The organism is Planctomycetia bacterium (assembly GCA_015075745.1).
Classification (GTDB): domain Bacteria; phylum Planctomycetota; class Phycisphaerae; order UBA1845; family UTPLA1; genus UTPLA1.
The window spans coordinates 23,640-49,391 of record JABTTW010000003.1; the positions used below are offsets into that span (position 1 = coordinate 23,640).

The window sequence follows — 25,752 nt, forward strand, 5'->3', positions numbered from 1 at the left end:
GGCCTTGCCCATTCCGGGCAGGCGAGGAGGAAATCAAAGATGATGCGAAACATGAATCAGTGGTCGGGAGTCGTTGCGCTGATCGCCGTCGCCTGCCTTGTGGCCTTCGGATCGGCCGGGGACAGGATCGTGACGGCTGCCCCGGGGCAGATCGGACCAGCCGGGGATACGGGAGAGGCAATCGCCATCGGGGGGTGTAATCGGTGCGCTTGGTCCGCCTTTCCTACAAACGGTGTCGGCACCTTTCAGGTTGCCCCGATCGGGACCGGAGGGGTTTTCCACGGCATGACTAGCAACGATTTCATCAAAGTATATAACGGCCCCGCTCTACCAGAGAATTTTCTGTTGCAACTTGGCATAGGAGATTATCCGAGACTCGGATTCGATGTTCGATTTACCAACGGCCTGACTATTCAAGTTATCAATGGATCATCTAGCCCAACGTTTCTCTACCGCCTCGACTGACGGCCAACGTCGCCGCCCCCTGCGATGTATCGCTCCGAGCCTACCCCCGGTTAGGTCCGCGCCCGTTGCGTTCGTCCTGGGGCATCCTCGGCGTTTCTTCGGTTTCGGTAAGGGTCATGCCTGTGACTCTTGGATGATCGCCATGATGCGACTGCGCTGATCGTCAGACATTCGACGCCACGAATCGACAATCGCCGCCAAGTCGCCATCCAGACCGTGCGGGCGACTGGGTTTGTGTACGATATTTTCCCCGGACCCCCCTGCCTGATCGCTAAGTCCTTGCGGGGTAACGTCCGGCGCTATGCCGTCCGAGGGATTCGACTCCTCTCGGCCGCAGTGTTGAGTTTGTTCGGGCCTGACGGCCGATCTGGGGGGCGGCCGCCGCGCACTTCATCCGCCGAATAGCGCGTCGAAGAAGTCTTCAAACGCCTCATCGATATCGTCACCGTCGTCCGCGTCTTCGAGGTCCTCGTCAAGATCTTCCGCTGCTTCCGCAAAATCCTCCGCGCCGTCGGAGATGCCCGAGAGGAAATCCGCCAGGAATTGGGCGGGCCCGGCTCCGCAGCCAATCGGCCCCATTGCCGTGAGGAGCGCCAGCGCCGTCAAGCAGCTCAGTAACCCCGGTTTCTTCTTCACTCTTCGACTCCCTGATCCGCCCGCAAATCCCTTCTTAACCATCGTGAGTAATGCCGAGCTTTTCCGCCTGTTCGCGCAGTTGACGCAGCGCCCGATGGCATATCATGTGGATCGACCCAATGGACCGGTGGAGTCGACTCGCGACTTCCGAAACCGGCAGCCCTTCAATAAATCGCATCTGAATGACTTCGCGGTAGTGATCCGGCAAGGTCGCCACGCAGGCTGCCAGGACGCCGAGGGCCTCATCCTTTCGGACAATCTGGCTCGGCGTCGTGCCGCCCGCGGTAATGCGCGTGAGCAGGTCAATGTAGGTCGTCTGGCCCGACGACGCCGCGGCCTGTTTGACCTCGCGTCGCACATCCCGCCGCTCCGCCCGCAAAGCGCGATGCTCGTCGATCAATTTGCGGTCTAAAATGGCGTACATCCACCGTAGAAACGAATCCGGCCCCTGGTATTCGAACTGGCCGATCGCGCGAAACGTCTCCAGATAGACTTGTTGAAGCAGATCCTCCGGTTCGAGTTTCGATCGCATGACCGGGTCCATCTGCCGCAGAAGTCTAGCTCTAAGCCGAGGATGGTAGAGCACGAGGAGCCGCCGGACGGCCTGCTCGTCGCCTCCGCGAGCGTCCTTGATGAGAATCTGCGTCTCTGTTGAATCCGGCACGATCGGCTATCCCCGGGCTTTTTGCGGCGTAACTGACGAAAACTTTGTTGGAATCATGAGCGAGCTTACCCCAATACCGTACTAGTCTAACGGCAAATCGCCTCTTTGGGAGGCGATTGGAATATGCGTCCGAGATTGTAATAGTCACATAACCTGTTTGTGGTAATCTAGATAAGGGCGGATTGTCACCCTCAGCCGGCCGGGTGCTTCAAGGCCGACGCTATGCTGCCAGGCAGGGGTTTTCGCCTTGCAGTTCCTTTGGAAAATCGACGGAGGCAACGAATGGGACGTCCTGGCAGGCCTGCACACCGTGCGGTCCTGAGTCCATGACCCCCTCCTGATGACCCGATCGGACTCCAATCAGAATGAATCGTTCGCGGAAGATCCCCGCGAGGTGCGAATTGGCGAATTGATCAATGAGTTCTTTGATCGGCGTCAAAACGGAGAGTCCCTGTCCGAAGAGGCATTTCTGGCGGCCAATTCCGAGTATGCGAGGGAATTGCGCGAGCACCTGGGCGGGTTGGACCTCATCAAGGACCTCGGTTCCTCAGGCAGCGATGTCACGCGTGAGGCCCCGGTTCGGCACGGCAACGGCAGCTCGGCCGTGGACCCGTTGGCTCCGGCATCCGCTCCGCCTCCCGAGATCCACGGCTATCAAATCCTCAAGCAGATCGGTCGCGGGGGCATGGGAGTCGTCTTCAAGGCGATCCAGCTCTCCACCAAGCGCGTCGTCGCGCTGAAGCTCCTTTTGGAAGGCCCGCTGGCGTCGGAATCCGCTCGCAAGCGATTCGAGCGCGAGATTGCCCTGGCGGCGCAGCTCCGACATCCCGGCATCATTCCGATATACGACAGCGGCGAGGCCGACGGCCGCATGTATTATGCGATGGAGCACGTCTTTGGTCTGGCGCTGGGCGATCACGCGCGCGCTCACAACCTGGACATCAAGTCCAGAATCGACTTGTTCGTGAGAATCTGCGAGCCGATCAGTCACGCCCACATGCGTGGCGTGATCCACCGCGACCTGAAACCGTCAAACATTCTCATCGACGGAGGCGGAGACCCGCACGTCCTGGACTTCGGACTGGCCAAGGCCGGATCGCTCGAAGAAAACGTGAATACCTCGATCACCGCGCAGATCGTCGGTACGCCCGCCTACATGTCGCCGGAACAGGCGTCCGGCGACCCCACGGGCATCGACATCCGCGTTGATGTCTATGCCCTCGGCGTGATGCTCTTCGAACTGCTCACCGGGCAGATGCCATACGATACGAACGGCCCCATCGGCAAGGTACTGCACAACATCGCCCATAGCGAGCCCATATCTCCTTCAAAACTAAACCCAAAGATCGACCCGGATTTGTCAACAATCATCGTGAAGGCCCTGAGCAAGCGCAAGGAAGATCGCTACCAATCGGTCGAGTCGCTGGCCGGAGACCTTAAGCGATTCCTCGCGGGAGAGCCGATTACCGCGAAACCGGTCAGCAGCATCTACCTGCTCAAGAAGATCATCTTTCGGCACAAGCTCGTATCCGCCGTCGGCGCGGCCGCCATCTTCTTTGCAGCCTCTATTTTTGCGGTCGTTGGATATTTCTCCCGTCAACTCGAGACCAAAGCGGTGATTCTTGAACAGACCGTACAGAGTGCCCGACGCTCTGAAGAAAAGCTGGCGGTCATGGAGGAAGAGGACAAGCAAAAAGAGGAGAAACGTCTGAAGGCCAAGGCGGCATATGAATCCGCACTGCGAAGGCTCGAACCCGATGCCGCGAGGGCGATCGACTCTTTGGCCAATACCGTTGCGTCCAGCGAGGATGCGCCGATCATCGGATTGAAACTGATCGCCGAAATGGCCGGACTCGCCATGGAGAATGTGAAAGTGGACAGCCCGGAGAAGGCAAGCACGGTCGATACGAGTGCTCCGCTGTTCAGCAAGCGACCCGATTATGTCCCCCCCCCAGCGAAGTCGAAGGAGGACAAGGAAATTCTGGGCGCCTCTCTGCTTCGCGAACTCTCGAAGTTAGTCATGATGCCGGCCGCACCTGAGGCCGCGCCGGCTTCGACTCAACCCGCGGCAAGCCAGCCGACCACGGATGTGGCCGAAGCGCCGGCCGACCAAATCAGCACTTCATCACCGTCGCCGGCAGATCCTGATCAGCCGTCCTGAGCAGGGAGCAGAGCGCTTGAGCCTCCCCGGCAAGCTCCATCATCGCCGATTCACCCGGCGACCCGGGATCGTAACCGACCACGTATTCGGGCAGCACTTCCCAGCTTCTCGCCGGGGGCTGGCGCTCCAACCACGGCCCCAACTGCCGGCCGAGCAGCGCTCGCCAGGCTTCTTCGTCCTCGACGATGATGAGGCCGTTGGTTCCCGTGGAGCGCCCCCAGGCGCCCGTGATCGTCTTACGGGCCGGCAATTCCGCCGTTGCCGCGAGCCAGTCTTCGGCCGTGATGACGGCAGTACCCAGGGCATGTCGCAGCGGCGCCACAATGACGGACCAGCGATGGGTCTTGCGGCGATGTTCGAATCCCGTTTCGCACAAGTATTGCAACAGGTAAAGCGGCCCCTCGCGGCGATAGGCCCACTCGACGCGTCGTGAGTGACCGACTTCAAAGAGGGTCAGGCCGGCCAGGCGTGCCCGAAGTTCCGGGCCCAACTGCTCGTCGAGCGTCCAGCCAAATCGCCGGGCCTGGGCGGCGCGCGAAGAGCGCTCATGGTGACGCAGCAAAACGATCGACGACGCAGCGACACCGGCCAGTGCCGTACCTGCGACGAAAACGCCGAGACTCATCGACGACTCCTTTGGCCGCCTCGATCCTGCCCCAAGCAGCGCTTAGGGCTCATCGGGTTCCGCCGGAAGCGGGGTCGGGTAGCGGTTGATCATGCTGACACCGTATGACGGCGCAGGCTGACGAAGGGAAGCAATCCAACGCTCGATGCGCTTGTAATTCGGCGCCGCCCGCGATTGGAATAGGGGCTTGAGCTCAACCGCCCCGGGATGTCGCATCGATTCTTTGACTTCCTTCGCCGGCAGCATGTAGGTCAGTAGCAGCGAATTATCCGGCTGCGTTCGATTGATGACCGACATGCCGTCATATTGAAGCTCGCTCAACAAAACAAAATTCGCGTAAACCTTCTCATTGGGTCTTTTGGGGTCCTTATAGAGGCCGAACCGGGTGCTCTCGTCGTAACTCATATTGTGGCAACCGCTGGTCGCGCAGCCCCGCAGGACCGTCGGAAGAATTCGCCTGCGAAATTCCAGGAAGACCTCGGGGTCCGATTCGATCTTCACCCGGTCGATGAAGGCGTCGCCCTTATACTTGGCGATGTAGTGGAGTTTCTGAGGGGGCGTGAGTTTTCGGAATTCCCGACGACTCGGCTCGCCCAGAAAATCCTTGTGGCCCTCCATTTCGAGCAGGAAGTCATCCACGGTCTTCCTGGGGATCTTGACCGTCACCCGATCGGGCGTGTCCGTTGCTGCAAGGCGAAATGCCCGCAACTCCAGGAAGCGGATTCGGTTGATCTCCTCGGGCGTCAACTTCCGCATGATCACCGGACCCGAAGGCACGACTTCGTGGTCGCGATCGTCATGGGGTCCCCCGCCGCTCGTGTCCGGCGGGTCATCCGGCGGCTCGGGTTGGTAAACCGCCTGAGGATCGGCCATCGGCGGGCCCGCGCCGGCGAAGACGCATACGATTGCGACCATCAAACCGGCAGCCAGTATTTTCTGATACGTCATGGATTACTCACCTGGTCCAATTCGATTTAATCGGTGCTGACAAGCCCTGCGAGTCGTCGCCCGCTTGATGTGAGACTCTGATGCTCATAACCTTCGCGTAGTTTAGCCCACGCCGCTGGAACGGCCAACCCGTCCTCGTTCGCCCGACGGTCGCTCGACATCATGAAAAAACCCGCGAAAAGACCATCAGCCAAGGGCTCCAGGCGGCCGGCGAAAACGAACCGATCGGGGTTTGCGGAATTGGTCGGTCGTAAGGTGATCCTGGATACAGCCGGCCCCATCACTTTCCTCGGCACCCTCGTCGAGTTGCGCCCGGACGGCCTTTGGCTTGAAGAAGCCGACATCCGCGATCGCAACGAGGGCCACGTGAGCAAGGAGCGGTACGCCTGCGAGGCAAAGCTCAGCGGCATTCGCGCGAATCGACAGCGCATCTTCGTGGCGATGAGCGTCGTGATCAGCGCGTCGGCGCTCGATGACGTGGTGGTGGACTTCCCCGGCGATACCTTATGAGTTCCGGTATCCGGCCTATGGCGCGTTGAGCAGCACATCCACCATTGCGTCGATGTCTTCCGTCCCCATGACCCCGTTGCCGGAAAAATCACCGTGCGCCAGGTGGGTCGGATTCGTCGATGACGACTTTACCGCATCCGTGAATATCTGAAGATCAGCGCCGTCGACGACTGAATTCACATTCATGTCGCCGTCCGGCGCTTCGCAGGCGTCGGCCGTGCCGTTCATATTGCCATCGGCGCAGGTCGTACCTTGCCCCTTCCAGGTATGGCCGAATCCCTCGCACAGGGACTGAGAGGTCACGGTGCATCCGCCGCTGGTGAGGCAGCAGGCGCCCTGAGGCTGCGGACAAGATACCTGCCCGCACGTCGAACCGGTCCCCTGATAGACGCCACTCTGCGCCGCGCACTGCGCCGGCGTGAGGGTTGGTGAACAGGTGCCATTCGGGAGACAGCAGGCCCCCGTGGGACATTGATTCGCCGATGGCCCCACACAAGTCGTACCCGGACCCTGCGGAACGCCGCCAAAGCCCTGGCACGAGACTGGATCGAGCATGAAACAGAAGCCGGACATGGCATTGCAACAGGCCTCGGCCGGCTGCGGGCAGGTGACACCGCTACAGAGTGTATCGTTGCCCTGATAAACGCCGCTCATGTTCACGCATGCATTCGAGGTCAGGCCGTCCTGACAAGTGCCGTTTGATTTGCAGCAGGCACCGACGAGCACCGGGCAGTTCGCCTCCGAACACAATGTATCATCACCTTCGTATAACCCCCCGCTATTGGCGCAATCTTCCTCGGACACGTCGGGCACGCAGGCTCCTGAAGGCACGCAACATGCCCCCGTGCCCTGCTCGCAATTGACAACCGCGCGGATCATGAAGTCTCCGCTGACGCCGAGGGAGCAAGCGCTGACCCAGCCAAGCCCGATCGCCTGAATCGCATTCTTGCCCGGTTGACAGCCATTCGAATCGGTTACCACACTGGGACCGTTGAATGGGCTGGGGTTGGATCCGAACTTCAGCGCAACAATGAAGACTTCGCCCTGGCTGACGGGCACGTCAAGCGGGATGGTGTTCAACTCATCGAGATACCGAAACTCATTCAGGACGCCGTCGGTCATGACCGGCCCTTCCAGGAAGGCATGGATGATCGGTCCCGGATTGGGAAAAGTGCCCTGACTGTAAATGGTGATGTTGTCCTCCAGCGTAGGAAGCGCGCCGCCCACGAAGGATCGCCAAAAGACCTGAACGGCGACGATCCTCCCGGCGCAGGGCGAAGTGAGCCACACGGCCGCTGTCTCGCCTTCGTCAAACCCCGCCTGAATCGCCGCGGTCGAACCGTCCACGACGGAGTCGTTCTTGACGACCGTCTCCTGCGCGGAGGCGGAATCAATCAGCGAAAACATCGCAACGGTCGCCAGGCTGACCGCCCGCCAGCATCCGAGGAACGTACCCGTGGATCGTCTGCAATTCATCATTTGCTCCCTTAGCTCCAGCTCGATCGAAGGCTTTGCCCTCGAATCGGGAAGCGCGGCGGCCCTCCGTGCATCTTCTCATTGTTTCATGCACCAATTGGCTAATCAATAGTTTGAGAGGGATTCGCAGGGAAATATCTGTTCGCCCCCCCTTGTGCCCGACATTCCCTCAAAGAATGCCGGCGCTAAACGGGTCCTCGTCAGTCGGAGGTCGTCGATTCGCCCCCCGCTCGACGGGTTCAATGGGCCGGCCGCCGCAAACCGCGTTTGCATCAGCCTTTTGTCGTCCCCCAGGACGATCGTGCCTCTTATCCTGCGCGGGTCGGGTCACCCGCTGGCTGCCTGATTGTGCCTCGGCGTCGGCGCCGGCGCCGGCCCGGCGCATTTGCATGGACTCGCTGATTCCGGCGACAAACTCGTCAAAGCCCGGCTCGCGCAGATCGTCGAAATCCACCTCGCGAGATTCGTAACCCGGCTCCTCGGCCGCCTCACACTCTCGCTCATAGGCCTCGATGACCTCTCGCTGAATCTGCTCGCGCCCTGCCGCGTTGATCGGGTGGGCCACGTCGGCGTGCAGCTTGATCCGCCCTTCCTCGTCGCGCGGAGCGCGATTGGGATCGAGTCTTGCGCCGCATTCGTTACAGAACTTTGCCCGGAGGTGGTTTTTTCCGCTGCATTTGGGACAGCGATCGGAGAGCTTGCGGGAGGGCATCGCGACAAACGGGCCGCTGGCGCCGTCAATCACCTTCAAATCGCGGATTACGAAACATCCTTCGAGGGTGACGCTGCAAAACGCCCGAAGCCGTTCCTCGTTGCTCCCGACCAACTTGACGCGGATTTCGGTGATTGTCATTCGCCAGGCTCCCGACCGTCACGAAGTACATCATGGATGTCCGTCTGGCTACCTACGCTCGCTCTGTAGTCTACCCTATTCCGTCGCCGGCATCCACTCGCGGACTCGCCACGGTTGCTGCGATCTGAATGCGAACGCCGCCTGACACGCGATTCAACGCCGCCTCACGCCACGCTTCGGCTTCGGCGAGCGTATCAAAGAGCCCAAAGAGGCAGCTCCCGCTCCCGGTCATCCTGACGTGACACCCACCCAGCCCGTCAAGCCTGGCGTGAAGCGCCCCCAGGCGTGGCTCGCAGTCAAAAGCCGCGTACTCCAGGTCGTTGAATAATGCGGAGGCTACCTCGTGCGCGTCCATCGCCCCGTTTACCTCACTCAGCGCGACGGATGACTGGCTTGGAGGGACCTCCGTGGTGTGCCCATCGCGACGGGCCGCGTGGCGTTGGTATACCGCCGCTGTCGCAACACCGAACGGCGGAATAATCACGGCAGCCCACATCTTCTTCATGGCTGGGCCCGGCTCCACGCGCTCGCCTCGACCGCGAATGATCACGCTCGAACCGTGAAAGAACAGTGCGATGTCCGAGCCGATTTCCGATCCGAGGGCGGCCAGACGCTCGATGGTCCAGTTAAGGTTCCACAAGTCATTCAGGCAGGCTAGTGCCGTCGCCGCGTCACTGCTGCCGCCGCCGAGCCCTCCCCCGGGCGGGATGCGCTTCTCCAGCACGATTCGCGCGCCGCCGCGATGACCTGCCGCGTTGCGCAGTTTGTTGGCAGCGAGGAAAACGAGATTCGTCGCATCTGCCGGGACGCCCGTTGAGTCACCTTTCATTTCCAGTTGCAGCTCGTCTGAGTCGCTGACGGTTACGGTGTCTCCCCAATCCAGTTTGACGACCCACGAGACAAGCTCGTGAAAGCCGTCGGGGCGGCGGCCGAGAATGCCCAATGTGAGATTGAGCTTGGCTGGGGCGGGCAGTGAAATGGTGCGCGTGGATGACATGCCGCGGATTGTAATTGTCGGATGGCGACGAGGCGCGTCTATTCAGAAATCGAAGTGATCACTTGCTGCCGGTCAGCAGATTGACCAGCGCGGCGATGTCGTGTCCGTCCACCACGCCGGATTCGTCGATGTCCGCCGCGAGTGTGGCCTCCGGCGCTTCCTGCCGGCCGAGGATGACATCAACGAGTGCCTGCACATCGGCCTCATCGACAGTTCCATCGAGACTCACGTCGCCCGGCAGGCGATCGGGCTGCACCAACGCCGCCTCGCAGGAAAAGTCAGTTGGCTCCGACTGGAGGCAGGGATCGCCGATCGTCGGTCCAATCACCTGAACCACGTAGGGATCACGATGCGGCGAGCGGAACAAGTGAATCGCCGCGGCCCCTTCGCAGGTCGGCGGCGCCTGGACATCAAATCGGAAGTTGTAAAGAGTGCCGAATCGGATGGCGTTGGCATTGGGCACTTCGGCGAATGGATAGGTCTCCCACCGGATCTCGGAATCGGTCCAGCTATACATCCACGAGAACGGCAGGTACGGCTCTCCGCTGTGATACCTGATGCTGCGTCGTCCGGCCCAACTCGGCGTAACGCCGCCGGGCAGACTCACGGAAAATGCGCCGCACGCCTGATGCGAGTTCAAATTCTCGACGGCGTACTCGTATCGCCAGGTGCAATTACCCCGATACGTCGCTTTCGAGGCGACCCAGAAGTATCCGAAGTAGCCGGGGCCGCCGTCGTTCTCTATGACCACCTGCTGAATCTGCACCGTGGGATCGTTCGCCTTCCATGCGAAGACGGCGGGCTCCTCTCGCACGGTGCTCCCGGCCGGCGTCAACTTATACCCCAGCGGTTCGCTTGTGACTGTCACGCGACGCCACGACGCGTTATTCGCGGCGTTGTTGAAGATCGACTCGTGCGCGGAGATGTAGAACGCCTCCAGGAAATAAAGCGCCCCCGGGTTTTGAATCGGGTCGAGGTCGCGGTTTTTCACCTGAATTCGCCGCCCGATGATCGGCTGAATCGCCGGCGCCGTGAATGGATACGGAAACTCGCCGCTCGAGGGATTGACCTGCGACCGCGGCCCCAGGAGACCCTGAGCGCCGTTGAGGGTCGCCTCGTAGGTGTCAGAGCAGCCCGGCCCAAGCGTCTGCCCGTCGGTCGGCTGGCAGGTGCCGCATCCCGGCAATTCGTCGTTGAGGGTGGCGAAGCCGTGCTTGAGCCATGCCATACCGATCTGCTCGAACCGGCCTGCTTTGAGACGGTAGATGTTCTGAGCGATGACCGGGTGGTCGGGGGTGTTGGAGAACCACGCGGCCTCCATGTCACCGATGTTGCACGAGGTCGTCGCGAAGGAGAAGGCGGTGATTCGGCCGAGCGGTCCGTAGCGGTTGATGTTGTTGAGGATGGCGATTTCGCCGACGATGATATCCGGGCCCGTTGCCAATACGGGGGCGGAACCCGTGACGATGACTCCGGCAAGCAATGCCGCGAATGCGAATTTCCGCCCCAAACCCATGCGCTGGCTCCCCTCGGCTCTTCGCTGAAACGACAAGGGTCGGTGATGCGACCAGGTGCGGGGTCGGTCGCCCGAATCGTCTGCTTCAGTATAATCCCCCGGGCCGCCCGAATCCACCGGACGGCCGCGGTTATTGGGCGTGTGGCGGAATGGCAGACGCTGGGGATTTAAAATCCCTTGTCCGTAAGGACGTGTGGGTTCGAGTCCCACCTCGCCCATCAATTGGCATTTTTTTTTCGGGAGCATCGCTGGGGTTTGCTGGTGCGATGCGCCCCGGTTGCGTCAGCGCGGGGCGAGGTCGTCGGTGAGCCAGGCGACTGACGATTGCTCCACTTGGTTAAATCGCTCGGCGATCCAGCCGAGCATTGAGCGTTCAAGCCGCCGTTGGAAACTGCTTTCGAGTCGCTTGACCTGGAAGCGGCCCGATCGTTGATAGTCGAGGCCGCGATTGAGGCCAGCGGCGCAGCAGAAACGCTACGACCGAACGAAATCCGCTCTAATTCGGATTCCTGAAGAACATTGCCGTCCACCAGCTTGTGTCTCCGCTCTTGCGCACGCCGATGCCGCAGTGCGTCCAGGGTGGCATCGTTTGTGCGCCGGTGACGGGCATCGGCGCGTCGATCTGGGTGTGATGGCCGGGCGAGCCGACCCAGGCGTCGGTCGCGGTCTGGCCGGTGGCGCTGCCGTCGGTGGTCATGTAGAGGTTTTCGCCGACGAATGGATTACCGCTGGTGGGGTCGATGGAGCCCTGCGGGTCGTGCATGATGCCGGCATTGAGGGCGCGGGTGGCGGGGTCGGTGCCGGTTGTCGGGTTTACGTGCGCGAAGAAGTTACCGTTCTGCATGGCGAGGCTGTGCTGGAAGGCGGTCTGAGCGCCGACGGCGTGCCAGGTGAGTGCGGCGAGGCCCTTGCCGGCGCGATGGGCGTTGATGGCGGTGAGGGCATCCATGGCGAGCTGCATTTCGGCGGCCGACATGGTGGTCGTGCCGCCGGTGGTTCCGCCGGTTGTCTGACAATTTCCCATGCCCATGGTGAAACAGCAGGTCAGCAGGACGATCGCGATTTTTGCGGAGATTTTTTTCATGGGCGGGCTCCTTTCGAGATTGGGGCGAGTGCTTTGTGCATGATACAGGGCTGGGGGCGTGATTCCAGCGCGTGCGACAGAGCGGGCTGGGGGCGTGTGACGAGGTGCGATTTGCAAGATGACAATAGGCGAAAAAAAAGGGGCCACGGGCGCAGGGGCCGAGCGATCGAGGGTGAAGACAAGGGCGATGATCGCGCGCAAGTACTGCAAAATCGAAGGTGACATAAGGTGACACACGCGATTTTTTTGGTTTGCAAGTCTTGTGGCGGGCATGTGTTGGGGCATGTCGCGTTTTAGGTGGTTTTTGGGTGAAAATGGCATGAGCCTGCGGCATGGGGCCCAGAGGCGCGGTGGGGCCGAGGCGTCGTGGGGTCAACTGGGAGCGGGGGTTTTGGTTTTGCCCGATGCACGGCCTCGCGGATGCATAGTCAAATTGATCTCCATTTGAGCATTCTTGCTCCGCGCTCGCGCGGGGAACGATGATCGCGCGTGCCGAGATGCAACCCCGATGGGGTTGGTTTATTCGAGGGGGCTCATTAACAGGGGCGGTGCCCCTGCCTACTTAATGTCGGCCCTTCAGGCCGAACGGGGTGCAGAGAACCCTGCCGAACGGGACACGACGGTGTCGCCTGAGTAGTGCGATAATGAACAGCAGCGTGAGCGTGGTGGGCTCGGGGACCGGCGTGCCCCAGAATTCGTAGGAAACGGATGCAATGACGTGAACACGCTGGCCGAATTCCGGATGGACAAACGGGGTGATGGTGATGTTGTCGACGATGAAGCGGATGAAATCGATTTCATTGCCAAACAGATCGGGAGCGATTCCATGTTGAATAGACTCGGGCTGAGGAGAACCGACGCCGGACGATCCCGCGATGAGCATTGAAAACAACTCTTCATCCTGGCCATCCGTTAGCCGTGCTGCCATTTCCAAGAAGTCTGAATCGTTGGACTCGTTGAGGTCCAGGCTTCCTGGCTGATTGTCAATCCACGAAACACTTTCGCCGATTGTGAATGGAAAGATCTCTCCCGCATGTAAATGGGCCAGCGGAAATTCGACGCGATCCGTCGGCGGCCCCCCGGAAGGGCCTCCCGGCCAGTCTTGATGATAGATTGCAAGCAGTATTGGCGATCCCGCAGAGTGGTTTGTAACAAGCATCAGTAAAATCGACGCGCAGAAAATCGTTCTTAGCCAATTCCACATGAAACACTCCCTCATCAAGGCGGTTCGTTTGGGTCGGGTGCAGTTCTAAATGTATCGGCTGAATCGTCCGTTATTCCAATCTGTGCTAACACGCTCACATGGAACGAGCCTGTCTGAGTTGGACGATAACTCGCCTTCATAGGAGCACAGTTGCTCATGGTGCGAGACATTCTTGGTGAAAAAAAAAAAAACGATTTCCGCGGTCCGGTGAATTGGTCCTGCACCGCTACCATGCATTTGAAGTACCGTAGTTCTCAGATGATTGGACGATGCTCCAAGTACGAAGCAATTCGCACCGCTTCCTAAGATGCGCGGCTCTGATCGTCCGCTGACCCGGGAACCACTCTAATCGTCGGCGAGGTAGGCGAGGGCTCGGTCTTCGTCGCCGTCCATGACGACGCGGACGCTGCGGCCGCCGGTTACGGCGGCGATGTCGATGACGCGCACGATGTCCTCCATGTCCTTCGCTTCGGGCAGCAGGTCGAGCAGGATGCTGGGCGAGTCGTGCAGAAACGTCTCGTTGAAGCGGTTGCGGCGGTCGTTGGGATAGAGCGGCAGGTAGGCGATGTTCGCCTCTACGAGGTCCTGGAAGAAGTGGGTGCCGTAGGAGACCTCGGGCACGTAGCCGTCGCGCTCGTAGGCGACTTCGATGAGCATCTTTGACTTGTTGATGTCGGCGTAGGTGACCGGGACGCCGAGGCGGATGTCGTTGCTGCCCCACCTGCCCGGTCCCATGAGGATGAAGTTTCGCGAGGCGAGGGCGTCGTTGACCCGTCCGACGACGCGGGCGACGGCGGACCTCTGGTTTCGCGAGGGCAAGGCGTCGTAGGCGCGGCCCTCGACGAAGACGATGAACTCCACATTATCGACGACACGCGAGCGCACGAACTTGTTGGCGGTGAAGATTGTTCGCTCGTCGGCGACGTCCTGCGGAATGGTGATGTTCTCGAAGACCTTTCCCTGACTGAGGGTGCGGCACTGGAGGAGATAGAGCTTCTCGCCGTCGTGGGCGAACTCGACGTCGATGGGGACGCCGTAGGCGCTCTCGAGTCTGCGCAGGATGTTTTTCATCTGGGCCGGGAGGCTGCCTTCGGCCATCAACTTGTCGAAGGTGATGCAGAGCTGCGAGGCCTCGGCGTCGATGAAGGTGCCGGTCGGCGGAGCCAGCATGCCTTCATTACTGACGGAAACGATTCGATCGAGGAGCGGGTAGTCCGCGGCGTGCTGGAAGGCTTGGGCGAGGGTGATCGACTCCAGACGGTTCTTGTCCATGTTGATGACGTCGAGGGTCTTCTGGGCGTGAGCCTTGATTTCGGGCACGCTGGACTCGTGGCGGAGGGTCGGCATGCCTAGGGCGACCATGCGCGGGAAGTCGGCCCCCACGCGGTCGACGGCCTTTGTGCCGAGGCCGGCGACGATGCGCATCAGGCCGTCCTCCTTTTTGATGCGCGGGCTCCAGCGATATTCGTTTCGGCTGAAGGCGACGCCGGCGAAGGCCGGGGCGAAGTACGGGCCGAAGCGGGAACCGACGACGCGCTGGATCAGGACGGCCATGTCTTCGTCGTAGTCGAGCAGGTCGTGTGCACGACGATACAAGAGCGGGTCGGGGCCGAGGGCGCTGGCGAAGACTTCGGCGATGGCGCCGAGGAGTGCCTTGAGGCGCTTTTCAATCGTCCCACGATTAGGAACGAAGATGCTCGCGTACTTGCCGCTGAAGGCGGTGCCGAAGCGATCTTCGAGGAGGCTGCTCGAACGAACGATGACCGGGGCGTCGCCGAGCTTTTGCAGGACAGTGCGCAGACGCTCGACGATTCCGGAGGGGAACTCGGCGTTGCGGAAGACCGACTTGATCAACGGATATTCCTTGCGAATCTCCTCGGGCGACTTGTACTTTTGATTCTGGTATTCGCCGAGGCGGTTGAAGGCGATGAAGTCCTCAATCACGTCGGATCGCAGGTAATGCGACTCTGGGATGGCGATCGGCGCTGCCGCGCTTTCGACCGGCGTTGAGAGTCGCGGCATGTCGCGGGCGGGCGTCGCGGGTTCCAGGAGCGGTCTGCCCCCCTGCCCACCGACGATGCGGTAGGCGAGGAACATGCCGGAGGCTTTTCCGCCGATGCGACCCATTCCGGATTCGGCGCCGATGATGCGCGAGACGATGTCCTCGAAGTCTCTGATTCGCAGGTATTGCTTGGCGATGGCGATGAACTCGAGCTGATCGCTGATGAGGTGGCGGATGAGGCCGACGCGGACGCCCATTGCTTCGTCGGGGGAGAGCTGTGTTTCGCCTTCCGGCAGTGAGCAGAATCGGCGGATCGTTTCGGAGAGCAATCGAAAGGAGACGGAGCCGAGGGAGACGATGGCGCGGAGCTTGTCGGCCTCTTCTCTCTTGAGGGCGAGGTTGACGATCTCGTCGATTTCGTGGGGTGTGAAGTGTTTGCCGGCGCTTTCGCGGGTGCATTGGTTCACATAGTCGCGTTCGCGCTGATCGCCGCGCGGGGCCTCGGCGACGTTGGGATTGCCGGAATTTTTCTCGACGTTTCCGGCGGATTCGCGGGCTTCGTCGTAAATCTTTTCGATGGAGATGGCGCCGCGTTCGTGGAGCTCGATGAGCAATTGGCGCAGGATGCGATCGACGAGATGCGGATAGAGCGTCAGATACTCGTCGAGGCGGTCCGCCGATCCGCCGCCTTTGTTTTGGGCACCCTCTGACGTCATTCGAGTTCCACTCCTGCTGAAGTTGGGGCGACCGCCATTCTACGATGTGCTGTCCACGATGCACCGCCCCGGCTGGAGGGGCGTGAGTGAATGGATCGCGGTTAGAGGCCCCGCCTCTAACATCTTACGGGGACAGACCTTAGAAGTCCCGGTTAAAGGGGGCGGGTTCTGAGGAATCCGTGCGTTGCAAGCAAGCCGATACATGTTTACACTGACGGGTCTTGCTGAGTTGGTTGAGTCGCTGGCGTACCACCCTCATCGAGACGAGCACCAGAATCGGGAAGGAGAGCTTCCGGCACACATGATTAAAGTTCGACCACGCCCCAATGAGCCCGTTCAGCAGCTGATGCGCCGACTCAAGAAGTTGTGCGAGCGCGAAGGTGTCTTGCGCGAGATGAAGCGAACGGCCTATTACGAGAAGCCCTCCGATCGCAAGCGCCGGAGCATGCGAAAGTCCAAGCGGCGCGTCGTCAAAGCCGACGAGTAGTCTGCTTGCTCCCGGCCGGCTAACCCCCATTCACATACCAGTAATTCCAGGCAAATAGAGTGCGCAATTGGGTTCCGCAAGACGGAGCGCGTCTTCCGCTGCGCCAAACGACTTCGCCAGCAAACTATCTCTTGAAACGACCCAAGTCCGCGGACGCCGCCGAGGCGTTTGTGACCGGCGATGCAGCTACGCGCTTCAAGTCGCCGTACGTCGGTAGAACGCCGAGAATTGACGGGAGCTATCTCTTGAAGTGTAACAGGTGTGATGAAGCTGAAGGACTGCTCAACCCGCCGTTGCAGTACGCCGACGCGGCCGGGAACAGTAGTAAACCCCGCCGGGCGGGATGTTGAGCCAGACCATGCGGAAGTCCACAGAGTCGAACAATCGACGGTAAAACCGCTGGTAGACGAAGGGCACGACGGTGATCTGAATGAAGACGCCGGTGGGCGAAAGTGACTTTTGCAGCCAGCGAAACAGCTCGATCAATGACTTGCGAGGCAGGGCCGGGGTCGGCAGGCCGCTGAGGACGTATTCGACGCGGTTGACGCCGAGATTCTCAAGCGGCTCGGCGATCTTGGTGGCGTCGGATTGAAGCAAGGTGAGATTCGGAAAGCGGCGGCGGAGGATGTTGCAGAAATCCGGGTCGTTCTCCACGGCGATGAAGCGATGGTGGGGACGGAGGACTTCCATGATCTGTTCGGTCACCGGGCCCGTACCGGCGCCCAACTCGACGATCGTGCCGGGGCGACTGAAGTCGATGCGATCGAGAATGCGGGCGACCATGGCCGGGCTGGATGGCACGGCCGAGGAAATCTGGCGTCCCTTGGCCATGAACTTGCTGAAGAAGAGACCGAAGTCCGAAAGCCGGGCGGACCGATCATCTTGTACAAGGCCGGCTTCGACCACGTTTGCGTTCGACGGATCGCTGTTCACGCGCTCTCCAGATCAAGATGTTCGGTGAAATAGTTGGTCGACAACCGGAATGTATCGACCCGAGACAGGCCGACTCTTCCGGGAAAGCGGGACATTCTAGAGAAATATCCGGTCAAGAAACCTCGCTGGTCGGCGTGCCTTGATCCCGATTTTTCGGGGGCAAACGCTACTAGCCTCGGGGACTGTCGCCGCGCCGCGTCAGGTCCCAGAGGGAATGGGCGTTACAGGACTCGAACCTGTGACCTCCTGCATGTCGAGCAGGCGCTCTAGCCAACTGAGCTAAACGCCCTCATTCGGCGCCGAGGCCTTTTGTCCCCGGTTCATCACGGAGGCAATGGTCCTTCCAGCTTGATGGATTGTCAAGCACGCCACGCGCCCCGCTTTCGGCGGAGCCGATGCCGCCTTGACTCCGCAATGAGCCTAACTATGATAGCCCCTTGACCCTCTAGAGGGGCGTTAAAGCGCGACTAGCTCAATTGGCAGAGCAGCTGACTCTTAATCAGCGGGTTCGGGGTTCAAGTCCCTGGTCGCGCATTACTTTTCATTCATCGGGTGGGCATTTCGGCGCTCCCGAGCATGCCCGCCATTGCAATCAATAGTTGCGAGCCACTCCCGAATTCGTCACAATCGCAGGTCGGCTCAATCACCCGGACTGGCCGCGATTTTTCTGACCTCGACCCGACCTGATAAAAGAGACAGCGACACCGCATGAAAATCCACAATAGCGTTCTCGAAGTAGTCGGCCATACGCCCCTCGTGCGATTGAATCGGGTGACCGCGGGCCTCGCCTGCACGGTCGCGGCCAAGGTTGAGTATTTCAACCCAGGCGGCTCGGTCAAGGACCGCCCGGCCATCAAGATGCTGGAAGAGGCCGAGAAGGCCGGGAAGCTCAAGCCCGGCGGGACCATTGTTGAACCGACCAGCGGTAATACCGGGGCCGCGCTGGCCATGGCCGCGGCGATCAAGGGGTATCGCTGCATACTTGTCATGCCTGACAAAATGGCGCCTGAGAAGTTTGCGCTTTTGCGGGCTTACGGCGCGGAGACGGTGACCGTGCCGACGGTCGGCGCGAATAATCCCGAGAGTTATTACAACGTCGCCAACCGACTCACCGCGGAAATCTCCGGGGCTTTTCAGCCCAATCAGTTTGAGAATCCGAACAATCCGCAATCACACTACGAGACAACCGGCCCAGAGATCTGGGAGCAGACCGACGGCAAGATCGACTACTTTGTCGCGGGCATCGGGACCGGCGGCACCATCAGCGGGACGGCCCGATACCTGAAAGAGAAGAACCCGGCGATCAAGATCATCGGGGCCGACCCCGAGGGATCGATCTACACGCCCGGGAGCATGCCCAAGCCCTACAAAGTCGAGGGCATCGGCGAAGACTTCATGCCGAACACGGTCAATCTCAAGATCGTCGACGAGGTCGTCAATGTCAGCGATAAGGACTCGTTCACGATGGCTCGACGGCTGGCTCGGGAAGAGGGGCTGCTCGTCGGCGGCTCGTGTGGAACGGCGACCTGTGCGGCCCTGAAAGTCGCCGCGAACCTGCCGGCGGAAAAGCTCGTCGTTGTGCTTTTGCCCGACAGCGGGCGGGGATATCTGAGCAAGATTTTCAACGACGACTGGATGCAGCAGTTCGGCTTCCTCGCCGTGGCCGGTCAGGGGTCAACCCTGGGCGATGTCCTTGCCGGCAAGGGTGACGTGCCTCCGCTGATTACCGTCGGCACCAAAGAGTCCGTGCGAAAAGCAATTGACCTGATGCGTCGAAACGGCATCTCTCAGGTTCCTGTCGCCGATGCGAACGGCGTGATTGTCGGTTCCATTCAGGAAGTCACGGCCATGCAGCTCGTCTTCGACCACGTAGACATCGCCCAGAAGCTGGTCGGCGAGGTGATGGGCTCGCCTTATCCGAAAATGGACAAGAACACCGAGATCGAGAAAGGTTTTAAAGCCCTCTCGCTTGGCGCACCGGCTATTCTCGTGCGGGAAAACGAACGCTCGGTCGGACTCCTCACTAAGAGTGATTTCATTGCCTACCTCAGCGGCGACATGGCCGACCCGGAGACCGCCGCTTAGCTCGATTCCTTCCGGCACATTCGAATGCAACTCCGTTTGGTTTTCCAAAACCATCTGGAGCATTCGTCATTTTTTGCCGGCGCACTGCGTCCACGATCTATAACGGGATTGCCATGAAGTTAAGAAATTGGGAGTGCGCTACGCACCCACTGGGGACGGTTTCTGGGGACTTGTTCCCAATCGGGCCCTTTCGCACGGCGTGCAACAGGACACAGACTTTTCGGAACGCGTCATAACTCACGGTGTGATAATGTTTAAGCGGTTGCAAGAATTCTCGCTGAAGAAGGACATCCCCTGCTGGTACGGCACGTGCTTATAGGTTCCAGCGATGCGGTGACGAAGGCTGCGTCGGGCAGCTTGCTGGGGGAGGCCCGTCGGAGATTCGTGCTCCTGGGAGAGGGAGTCGCGGGTCTTTCGGAGGGCTTCGCCCAGCGGGTTGCTGCTTTCAGTAGCAGTGGGGCCGTGCCGAGGGGAGTCGGCGCGGCCCCGAATTTTTTTTACATCACAAGTCGCGTCGCGTTCTGGTGTTTAGACTCGATGCGGATCGCGCCTCATGCACTATTAACTTGACACATCATGAGGCAAAGGATTAAAAGGCCTGCATCGAGTCGGCGGATTCATCGCCTTCAGCGCGTCGGCTGCCGCTCGTTTGACAAGTGAATATCGCTCGGCCCTGGCCTCCTGTGTTGGAGTAAAAAGGGAAGGTGGTGCAAATCCACCGCGGTCCCGCCGCTGTAATCGGGGACGAACGCCGCAAATGCCATTTTCGCCATGTGCGAAGAGAAGGCGCGGTCAGTAGGACGATCCGAGAGCCAGAAGACCTGCCTGTGCCGTGTTGTCGTTTCCGCCCCGGATCTGGGCGTAAGTCGGCGACATCGTGACCGTGCATCTTCTATCGCACCCAACGAGTCTCCAACCTCCGTCCCGGAACCCATCCGGCTGGCGGAGGTTTTTCTTTTCCGGCGGCGAAAGACGGCCGGAGAGAGGAGATGGATTGTGGTGTCATTTCGTTCGCACCGTGCGAGGTCTCGATTTGCAGGCGGCCTCTTCGCCCTGACGGCGCTGGCCGTCATCCCGATTCCCAACAGCTTTGGCCAAAGCGTTCAATGGACCGAGACATTCCAGGATGATCCGATTGTCGCGGATCGCTTCTCCGTTCCACCGGGCCACGACGATCTGCGATTCACTTATGACGGCGGATCGCAGCGGCTTACGGCGCACTTCGATTCCTTTGAGCCGACGGCGTGGTATGTACGTCCGCTCGACTCGCAAAGCCCCGTTGCCTTCGGTGCCTGCGATGAGTTTGAGTTCACGGTCACGTTTCGTGTTCTTTCCGCGGGTTTCTTTGCCGATCCCGATCAGTTCGCTCAGATCGGCTGGGGACTTATCAACTCCGCCACGACCGGAACCGATCGGGCCGGCGGCGCGGGACCGGACTTCGCATTCGACAATGTTGCGTTCGATTACTTTCCGAATGTCAGCCCGCTGTTCGGCGGTCCGACGCTCGGCTCGACGCTGATTCACAGCGATACGGGCGCGGGTTACTTTTCGGAGTTTGAGTTTCCGTTCGGCGCGGAGTCGCGGATCGACACGCCTTTCGGTGACGAAGACATCGCACTGGATGTCCTGACGACGGCGACCGTCCACTTCAACCCGCAGACGCAGGTGCTGACACTGACCGTCTCTCAAGGCGGCAATGACCTGGCGATCAATGCCGACGGCACGGGCGGGCCCGGCGGGACGGACGCGAATGTGACGACAATTCAGACGGCGCTCTTCGTGGACCATCCATTTTCCGTCGATTCGTTCGCCATCACGCTCTGGCAGGATACGTTCAATCCGTTCGGATCGAGCGTGATCGCAGATGTGGAGTTTTCGGAGATTCAGTTTGCCGGGCAGCTTCGACCAGCGGGCGATATGAACGGCGACGGCGCTGCGAACGGATTGGACATCGCGCCCTTCGTCGAGGTGCTACTGGGGAGCGTGCCCAGCTCGTGCCAGACGGCGTCGGGAGACTTTGACGAGAGCCAGAGCGTCACGATTGACGACGTGGGCGGGTTTGTCGCGGCACTCGTGGGATCGTAAGGCATGACGCATCACGTACTCAGAAACATGGGGCGGGGTGGACGCGGGAGAGGGGCCGCGTTCACCCTGCTCGAACTATTGGTCGTGACGTCGGTCGTCGGCCTGCTGGCGGCGGTGCTGATTCCGGCGCTGGGGGAAGCGCGGTCGGCCGGTCGAAGCTCGGTGTGCATCGCGGCGCTGCATCAGGCCGGGCTGGGCATGACGATGTACCTCGATGACAACGACGGCTGGTTCTGGCCTTACTACAAGGACGTCAGCGGGCCGGACGGCGGGCGGCGGTGGTGGTTCGGGTTTGAACCGGGCGGGCCGTCGAGCAACCCACTTCAGACCGGGCGCAGGCTGGATCGTGCGGCGGGATTCCTCGGGAAGTACCTCAGCGCGGGGGCGGAGGACTTTCGGTGTCCGAGCTTTCCGTCTCAATCGGGCCTCTACTTTCGCAAGTTCGAACCTTCGGCGGGCGGGTTCGGCTATAACACCGGCGCGCTGGGGGGCTACAACTGGATCAGCAGCGCGACCTCGGGGACCGGGCGGGCCGCGGAGTTCGCCGGGCGGAGTGCCGACGTCTTTGCACTGGCGGACGGCATTCACTTCGACCGGCTCGATTACTCATCGGGCGGGACGCTCGATCAGCCGTTCAACGAGCCGGCGTACATCCAGTGGCAGGAGCCTTCGCTTTTCGATCGCAATGTCGGCGTGAACGGCGGCTTTGCGCACTTCCGCCACGGCAAGCAGGCGCAGGTGCTGTACCTCGACGGGCACGCGGCGCGGCAGCCGCTGCGGCGAGCGAATCATCCGTACGGCAAAAAGGGCTTCGGGCCGATCGGCAATCTCGCGGATGAGACTCTCGGCGTGACGGAGATTCGCAAGGGGAATCTGACGCTGCGCGTCGATCGCATATACGGGCTGCGATAGCCGGTTTGGTGCAGTTTGCTTCGCGGCCATACAATCACCGCGTGGACGCGCACACGCTGGAAAAACTTGAGTTCGATCAGATCCGACGCATCCTGGCGACCTGTGCCAGTTGCGCCGTCGGCAAGGAGCTGGCCGCGCGGATCACGCCTTCTCGAAAGGCGTCGCAGGTCGCGCTGTGGCGCACGCAGAACATCGAGTTCGCGGCGTGGACCGACGCGCACGGGCTTCCGCCGCTGGGCGGGGTTCGAGATGTTCGCGGGCACATTCGCCGGGCGATTCCACCGGCCAAGCTGGAGCCTGAGGAATTCGCCGAGGTTGCTTCGACCCTTGAAGCGATCATTGCCCTTCGTCGATATCTCGGTGAGGCCGGCGAACCGAACGAGACGATTCAGAAGCTGGCCGGCCGGGTGGGCGACTTTCAACCGATCGTGGATCGCATTCGCAAGGTGATCGACGATCGCGGCTGCGTGGTGGACCGGGCGAGCGACCGGCTGTGGCGGATTCGCCAGGATATTGATGACGCGCGGGTGCAGATTCGCGCGGTCTTCGATCGGATTCTTCGGCAACCGCATGTCAGCCGTTACCTGCAATATCCCAACGCGACATTTCACGCCGATCGGATGGTGCTGCCGCTTCGGGCGGATCAGCGCGGGCGGGTGACGGGAATCATTCATCGCAGCAGCGACAGCGGCCAGACGCTTTTCGTTGAGCCGGCCGAGGCGGTGGAGCTGAACAACACGCGGGTGAATCTGTTGCAGGCCGAGTCGGAAGAGATCGGGCGCATCCTCTGGGAACTGACGCATCTGATTCACCTGAATCAAAAGGAACTCCTGCGGACGCTGGAGACAGTGGCGCTGATCGACCTGCTGACGGCGAAGATTCGATTCGCGAAGAAATACGACCTTGTCATTCCCGGATTGTCGGAGGAGCCGAAGCTGCTGCTGCGCCGGGCGCGTAATCCCATTTTGTTGACCCAGGGCCAGGATGGGGACGGACAGGCCGATCGCGTCAATGTCGTGCCGATCGACGTGCGGCTGGGCGATGACTTCGACATCATGATCATCACCGGGCCCAATACCGGGGGGAAAACCGCGGCGCTCAAAACCGTCGGACTCATTGTGGTGATGGCCCAGTCGGGTTTACCGATTCCCGCCGATCCGGGCTCGACGCTGCCGGCGTTTGACGGCGTGTGGATCGACGTCGGTGACGAGCAGAGCCTGCACCAATCTTTGAGCACCTTCAGTGCGCACATGCGGCGCATCCTTGAGATCGTAAAGCGGGCCCGACCGGGGACGCTGGTGCTGCTGGATGAGCTGGGGGCGGGGACGGACCCGGACGAAGGGGCCGCGATCGGCCGGGCGATTGTCGAGCATCTCGGGCAGACCAAGTGCCTGGCGATGGTGACGACGCACCTGGGAAGCCTGAAGAGCATGGCGCTGGAGTTGCCGAGAATCGACAATGCCTCGGTGCAGTTCGACCTTGAGACGCTGCGGCCGACCTATGAGCTTTGCATCGGCGAGCCGGGGATGAGCAACGCCATTGCGATTGCTTCGCGTCTGGGGATGCCGAAGACCATGGTCGAGCGCGCCAAGCGACACCTGAGCAGCCAGCATCGGGCTTTGAACCGGGCGATCGGGCAGACGCTTCGGTCGCGGCGCGATGCCGAGCGGTCGCGGAAGGATGCGGAGGCTGCCCGGGCAGAGGCGGCGAGGGCGACGCTGGCGGCGATGGATCGGGCCAAGGCGCTGGAGAAGGAGCAGCTTCGCTATTCGACATGGCTGGAGCGGGTCTTGACGCTGCGGCCCGGGGATCCGGTGCGGGTGGCGAAATTCGACAATCCAGGTCGGATTGTGCGCGTGCGGTTGGAGAAGCAGGAGGCGTCGGTCGATCTGGGGACGATGGAGGTTCAGGTGCCGCTGTCGGAGTTGATTTTTCCGTCTTAGGTTGCTTCATCCCCCCCACCATGATGGCCGCTACGTTTTGCACACATCGGGGCGACTGCGCGATATAATCAGTACGCAGCGGCCGACGGACTTCGATGGCTTGGCGAATGAATCGCGGGCGGACTCGATGTCGGCGGACACGCTCGAAGGGGCGACGGTTGGATCCATGCAGATCACCGTTCTGATTCTGGTGGGAATCGGCTTCGCGGTGGCGATCGCGCGCTATGGCACGCCGCTGTGGGTTGCACGGGTATTGAGCGCCTCCCCCACTTCTCGTCTGGGGCTTCATGCGCGCGGCGAAGACGCCGTGTGGGTGAATCATTCCTGTCGGCTGATTGCGCGGGGGATTTTCACGCGACTGATGCATCCATCGCGGCGATGGATCGACGACTGCGAGGCGGCGGCGCCGGCGCAGCGGGCGCTGGTCGTTGAGGGGGCGACGATGACCGAGGCGGCGCTGCGGATCGACGGGCGATCGCGATTGCATCAGGCTCCTGAGACGGCCGGGCGATGGGTGTGGCCGGCGCACTTCGGGCTGGGGGTGTGGAGCGCGCTTCGATTCGGGAGGAACTTTGAAGAGGTGCTTCGACTGGCGCAGTCGGTCGACGCGTGGCACCGATATCTGGTACTGGACGGGTACGGGTTCAAGTTCGGCCTGCTGGACTTCATGCATCGGACGACCTCGGTAGCGCACTTCCGGGCGATTCCGGGGTACTATCGGCGCGCGGCCTTTCACGGGCTGGGGCGGGCCATGTACGCGGGGTTTCTGAGTGATCGGCCGGCGCTGTTTGAGGCGATCGGCGAATTCGCGCCGGACCACGACGGCGATCTGGTCGAGGGCGTGGCCTTTCAGGCGGCCTATCTGCACATGGACGATCCGCGACGGGCGATTCGGCTTGTGCGGGCGATGCCTTATGAGTGGCGAAACCACGCTCATCTCGGGCTGGTCCTCGGGTTTCACGCGCAGCGGACGCTGGATGCGGGGCAATTTGAGAGCGCCATGTCGCGGCTGCCGAAGTCCTGTGCTGAGGCGATTCGGCTGGGGCTGGCGCGATGCGACGAGACGCAGAAGCGGGCGCGGGACCATCATCCGGTGAGCGGGTATGGGCTTTGGCGGGAGCTGCTTTCGGCGCAGCTGGAGCGCGAGCAGGTTCTTGAGCCGATGTACACGGCGTTTTCCGAAGAGGGGCGGGCGGAGAACAAGGGGCTGGTTTCTTAGAGTCATTTTCTTTTTCGCAAGCGATGAAAAAAAAGGGGCCGAGGGGCTGAGGGGCCGAGGGGCCCAGGGGTCCAGGGTGAATGTAAAGGTGGTGACACGCGGCGATGCGGAGGCCGCTGGTGGTCCATCGCCAACCCACTTCGCTGCGCTCCATGGGCAAGCCGGCAAGCCTCGTCGTTTCTCGTGCGCAAATCGTGCAAACTCGAAGGTGACATAAGGTGACACAGCGGA

At 61.1% G+C, this 25,752-nt stretch carries 21 protein-coding genes, 3 tRNA genes and 1 riboswitch; of the genes, 11 read left to right on the plus strand and 13 right to left on the minus strand.

Translation table 11 applies throughout. From position 1 onward, the window contains the following. Positions 1-51: 51 nt before the first annotated feature. Positions 52-465 (plus strand): hypothetical protein, encoded by a 414-nt coding sequence (locus tag HS101_18480; protein MBE7508253.1) that lies wholly within the window; start codon positions 52-54, stop codon positions 463-465. Between the two features lie 390 nt (positions 466-855). On the opposite strand, the gene HS101_18485 is transcribed toward HS101_18480, so the two are convergent. Then, complete coding sequence (locus HS101_18485; protein ID MBE7508254.1) at positions 856-1,101, minus strand: hypothetical protein; 246 nt, start codon at positions 1,099-1,101, stop codon at positions 856-858. Between the two features lie 34 nt (positions 1,102-1,135). Further along, entirely contained in the window at positions 1,136-1,765 is a 630-nt protein-coding gene (locus HS101_18490) for a sigma-70 family RNA polymerase sigma factor (protein MBE7508255.1), read from the minus strand. A 340-nt stretch (positions 1,766-2,105) separates the two neighbouring features. Here HS101_18490 and HS101_18495 point away from each other — a divergent pair, with 340 nt between their 5' ends. Next, the gene (locus tag HS101_18495; GenBank protein MBE7508256.1) at positions 2,106-3,926 is read left to right on the plus strand and encodes a serine/threonine protein kinase; all 1,821 of its coding nucleotides are present in this window, start codon (positions 2,106-2,108) and stop codon (positions 3,924-3,926) included. Here the strand turns inward: HS101_18495 and HS101_18500 are convergent. After that, positions 3,880-4,551 carry a hypothetical protein gene (locus HS101_18500; protein ID MBE7508257.1) on the minus strand — a complete coding sequence of 224 codons (672 nt, stop codon included), beginning with the start codon at positions 4,549-4,551 and terminating at the stop codon, positions 3,880-3,882. The two genes, HS101_18495 and HS101_18500, sit on opposite strands and share 47 nt — an antisense overlap. Before the next feature lie 42 nt (positions 4,552-4,593). Next, complete coding sequence (locus HS101_18505; protein ID MBE7508258.1) at positions 4,594-5,499, minus strand: hypothetical protein; 906 nt, start codon at positions 5,497-5,499, stop codon at positions 4,594-4,596. Between the two features lie 240 nt (positions 5,500-5,739). Here HS101_18505 and HS101_18510 point away from each other — a divergent pair, with 240 nt between their 5' ends. Then, the gene (locus tag HS101_18510) at positions 5,740-6,009 is read left to right on the plus strand and encodes a hypothetical protein (protein ID MBE7508259.1); all 270 of its coding nucleotides are present in this window, start codon (positions 5,740-5,742) and stop codon (positions 6,007-6,009) included. A gap of 15 nt (positions 6,010-6,024) precedes the next feature. Here the strand turns inward: HS101_18510 and HS101_18515 are convergent, their stop codons facing one another. The 4 genes from HS101_18515 to HS101_18530 form a co-directional block, all read right to left on the minus strand. Then, positions 6,025-7,485 carry a hypothetical protein gene (locus HS101_18515; protein MBE7508260.1) on the minus strand — a complete coding sequence of 487 codons (1,461 nt, stop codon included), beginning with the start codon at positions 7,483-7,485 and terminating at the stop codon, positions 6,025-6,027. 169 nt (positions 7,486-7,654) lie between these two features. Then, the gene (locus HS101_18520) at positions 7,655-8,338 is read right to left on the minus strand and encodes a septation protein SpoVG family protein (protein MBE7508261.1); all 684 of its coding nucleotides are present in this window, start codon (positions 8,336-8,338) and stop codon (positions 7,655-7,657) included. Between the two features lie 70 nt (positions 8,339-8,408). Beyond that, on the minus strand, positions 8,409-9,335 hold the full coding sequence (gene ispE / locus HS101_18525; protein ID MBE7508262.1) for a 4-(cytidine 5'-diphospho)-2-C-methyl-D-erythritol kinase: 927 nt from the start codon (positions 9,333-9,335) through the stop codon (positions 8,409-8,411). 58 nt (positions 9,336-9,393) lie between these two features. Further along, positions 9,394-10,851 (minus strand): hypothetical protein, encoded by a 1,458-nt coding sequence (locus HS101_18530; GenBank protein ID MBE7508263.1) that lies wholly within the window; start codon positions 10,849-10,851, stop codon positions 9,394-9,396. A gap of 135 nt (positions 10,852-10,986) precedes the next feature. Here HS101_18530 and HS101_18535 point away from each other — a divergent pair. Beyond that, a tRNA-Leu gene (locus HS101_18535) sits at positions 10,987-11,069 on the plus strand. A 278-nt stretch (positions 11,070-11,347) separates the two neighbouring features. On the opposite strand, the gene HS101_18540 is transcribed toward HS101_18535, so the two are convergent. The 3 genes from HS101_18540 to HS101_18550 form a co-directional block, all read right to left on the minus strand. After that, positions 11,348-11,935: a CAP domain-containing protein gene (locus tag HS101_18540; GenBank protein ID MBE7508264.1), complete on the minus strand. Its 588-nt coding sequence runs from the start codon at positions 11,933-11,935 to the stop codon at positions 11,348-11,350. Positions 11,936-12,497: 562 nt separating this feature from the next. Then, complete coding sequence (locus HS101_18545; GenBank protein ID MBE7508265.1) at positions 12,498-13,139, minus strand: hypothetical protein; 642 nt, start codon at positions 13,137-13,139, stop codon at positions 12,498-12,500. Between the two features lie 345 nt (positions 13,140-13,484). After that, positions 13,485-15,857, minus strand: a complete 2,373-nt coding sequence (locus HS101_18550) for a pyruvate, phosphate dikinase (protein MBE7508266.1) — start codon at positions 15,855-15,857, stop codon at positions 13,485-13,487. Between the two features lie 301 nt (positions 15,858-16,158). Between HS101_18550 and rpsU the strand changes: the two genes are divergently transcribed. Continuing rightward, positions 16,159-16,344, plus strand: coding sequence for a 30S ribosomal protein S21 (gene rpsU / locus HS101_18555; GenBank protein ID MBE7508267.1), 186 nt, complete (start codon positions 16,159-16,161; stop codon positions 16,342-16,344). A 282-nt stretch (positions 16,345-16,626) separates the two neighbouring features. Here the strand turns inward: rpsU and HS101_18560 are convergent, their stop codons facing one another. Together HS101_18560 and HS101_18565 are read right to left on the minus strand one after the other, a co-directional pair. Next, entirely contained in the window at positions 16,627-17,277 is a 651-nt protein-coding gene (locus tag HS101_18560; protein ID MBE7508268.1) for an NAD-binding protein, read from the minus strand. A 215-nt stretch (positions 17,278-17,492) separates the two neighbouring features. Continuing rightward, positions 17,493-17,566, minus strand: a tRNA-Val gene (locus HS101_18565). A 172-nt stretch (positions 17,567-17,738) separates the two neighbouring features. Between HS101_18565 and HS101_18570 the strand changes: the two genes are divergently transcribed. The 6 genes from HS101_18570 to HS101_18595 all read left to right on the plus strand — a co-directional run bounded on the left by HS101_18570 (position 17,739) and on the right by HS101_18595 (position 25,521). Beyond that, positions 17,739-17,811 (plus strand) — tRNA-Lys (locus HS101_18570). A 174-nt stretch (positions 17,812-17,985) separates the two neighbouring features. Then, complete coding sequence (locus tag HS101_18575) at positions 17,986-19,362, plus strand: cystathionine beta-synthase (protein ID MBE7508269.1); 1,377 nt, start codon at positions 17,986-17,988, stop codon at positions 19,360-19,362. A 657-nt stretch (positions 19,363-20,019) separates the two neighbouring features. Beyond that, positions 20,020-20,206: riboswitch (cobalamin riboswitch) on the plus strand. Positions 20,207-20,361: 155 nt separating this feature from the next. Further along, positions 20,362-21,447, plus strand: coding sequence for a hypothetical protein (locus HS101_18580; GenBank protein ID MBE7508270.1), 1,086 nt, complete (start codon positions 20,362-20,364; stop codon positions 21,445-21,447). A 3-nt stretch (positions 21,448-21,450) separates the two neighbouring features. Next, positions 21,451-22,359 carry a type II secretion system protein gene (locus HS101_18585; GenBank protein ID MBE7508271.1) on the plus strand — a complete coding sequence of 303 codons (909 nt, stop codon included), beginning with the start codon at positions 21,451-21,453 and terminating at the stop codon, positions 22,357-22,359. Positions 22,360-22,400: 41 nt separating this feature from the next. Next, positions 22,401-24,302 carry a DNA strand exchange inhibitor protein gene (locus HS101_18590; protein MBE7508272.1) on the plus strand — a complete coding sequence of 634 codons (1,902 nt, stop codon included), beginning with the start codon at positions 22,401-22,403 and terminating at the stop codon, positions 24,300-24,302. Positions 24,303-24,402: 100 nt separating this feature from the next. Then, positions 24,403-25,521 carry a DUF1702 family protein gene (locus HS101_18595; protein MBE7508273.1) on the plus strand — a complete coding sequence of 373 codons (1,119 nt, stop codon included), beginning with the start codon at positions 24,403-24,405 and terminating at the stop codon, positions 25,519-25,521. Positions 25,522-25,752: the final 231 nt, after the last annotated feature.

Bases quoted from the DNA above. Each gene is read 5' to 3' on its own strand.
- HS101_18480 (MBE7508253.1), top strand. From the start codon at position 52: ATGAATCAGTGGTCGGGAGTCGTTGCGCTGATCGCCGTCGCCTGCCTT.
- HS101_18495 (MBE7508256.1), top strand. From the start codon at position 2,106: ATGACCCGATCGGACTCCAATCAGAATGAATCGTTCGCGGAAGATCCC.
- HS101_18500 (MBE7508257.1), bottom strand. From the start codon at position 4,551: ATGAGTCTCGGCGTTTTCGTCGCAGGTACGGCACTGGCCGGTGTCGCT.
- HS101_18505 (MBE7508258.1), bottom strand. From the start codon at position 5,499: ATGACGTATCAGAAAATACTGGCTGCCGGTTTGATGGTCGCAATCGTA.
- HS101_18515 (MBE7508260.1), bottom strand. From the start codon at position 7,485: ATGAATTGCAGACGATCCACGGGTACGTTCCTCGGATGCTGGCGGGCG.
- HS101_18520 (MBE7508261.1), bottom strand. From the start codon at position 8,338: ATGACAATCACCGAAATCCGCGTCAAGTTGGTCGGGAGCAACGAGGAA.
- ispE (MBE7508262.1), bottom strand. From the start codon at position 9,335: ATGTCATCCACGCGCACCATTTCACTGCCCGCCCCAGCCAAGCTCAAT.
- HS101_18530 (MBE7508263.1), bottom strand. From the start codon at position 10,851: ATGGGTTTGGGGCGGAAATTCGCATTCGCGGCATTGCTTGCCGGAGTC.
- HS101_18540 (MBE7508264.1), bottom strand. From the start codon at position 11,935: ATGAAAAAAATCTCCGCAAAAATCGCGATCGTCCTGCTGACCTGCTGT.
- HS101_18545 (MBE7508265.1), bottom strand. From the start codon at position 13,139: ATGTGGAATTGGCTAAGAACGATTTTCTGCGCGTCGATTTTACTGATG.
- HS101_18550 (MBE7508266.1), bottom strand. From the start codon at position 15,857: ATGACGTCAGAGGGTGCCCAAAACAAAGGCGGCGGATCGGCGGACCGC.
- rpsU (MBE7508267.1), top strand. From the start codon at position 16,159: ATGATTAAAGTTCGACCACGCCCCAATGAGCCCGTTCAGCAGCTGATG.
- HS101_18575 (MBE7508269.1), top strand. From the start codon at position 17,986: ATGAAAATCCACAATAGCGTTCTCGAAGTAGTCGGCCATACGCCCCTC.
- HS101_18585 (MBE7508271.1), top strand. From the start codon at position 21,451: ATGACGCATCACGTACTCAGAAACATGGGGCGGGGTGGACGCGGGAGA.